The organism is Bradyrhizobium sp. Arg237L, from assembly GCF_029990105.1.
In the GTDB taxonomy this organism is placed as follows: Bacteria; Pseudomonadota; Alphaproteobacteria; order Rhizobiales; family Xanthobacteraceae; genus Bradyrhizobium.
In genome coordinates this window covers 1-884 of the sequence record NZ_JAQMIL010000190.1, presented here as the reverse complement: position 1 = coordinate 884, position 884 = coordinate 1, and the positions used below count along the sequence as shown (strand labels likewise).

2 protein-coding genes are annotated in these 884 nt (G+C 59.0%); one reads left to right on the top strand and one right to left on the bottom strand.

Annotated elements, in window-relative coordinates; genetic code table 11:
• The coding region (locus OZ411_RS42915; RefSeq protein WP_282532796.1) for a hypothetical protein at window positions 1–491 on the bottom strand (491 nt) is incomplete at its 3' end.
• Between the two features lie 163 nt (window positions 492–654).
• Between OZ411_RS42915 and OZ411_RS42910 the strand changes: the two genes are divergently transcribed.
• Window positions 655–884 (top strand): hypothetical protein (locus tag OZ411_RS42910; RefSeq protein WP_282532795.1); only part of this gene is annotated, 230 nt, incomplete at its 3' end.

Below are 884 nucleotides of genomic sequence, written 5' to 3'. Positions count from 1 at the left end.
ATGCATTCCCTCCGGATTGAACCGATCAACCGTTCTGCATGGGCGTTTTGCCAAGGTGAGCGGAAAGACGTCGGGCGGTCTCGAATGCCGATCGACCGAACCCGGCGGACAAAGATCTCGCCATAAGCTCGATCGCGGTCCCTGATCAAGTAACGAGGGAGTTGCTCCCAGCCACAGGCCTCAGTGAGCTGATTGGCGATCCATTCAGCCGTCGGGTGCGCGGTCACCCCAAACCACAGGATCTGCCGCCGGCCATGGCCCATGATCAGCAATCCATAGAGCAGCCGGAACGAGATCGTCGGCACGACGAAGAGGTCCATTGCGGCAATGCCCTCAGCATGGTTGCGAAGGAACGTCTTCCATCCCTGCGAGGGAGGGATCCTCCTCCGCGCCATATACTTGGCCACGCTGGTCTGGCCGACATCGACGCCGAGTTTGAGAAGCTCCCCATGGATGCGCGGAGCACCCCACAACGGGTTGGCGATGCTCATCTCGCGGATTAGTCGGCGAATTTCCAACGACACAGTCGGTCGGCCGCAGCGGCGTCGCGATTTCCAACGCCAATACAATCTGAAACCGGCGCGGTGCCAACGGATCACGGTGTCCGGTCGGACTATAGCAAGTGCATCATAACTCTCGGGAAACAATCGGCAGATGCCTCCCAATATCAGCCTGTCAATCGCCCCAAATGGACGTCTCGCGGGACTGGCACGCCGCAGCACATTGATTTGCTGCCTCAGCACCACAATCTCTGCCTCGAGCATTGCGCGCGACCGCAGCAGATCGATCACCGTCCCAAAGATCAGTTTGCACAAATCCAACATCGTGCGGCAGCATCGCCCGATTCTCAATCAACCGCCAGTGGACGGAATTTGCGACAGGGA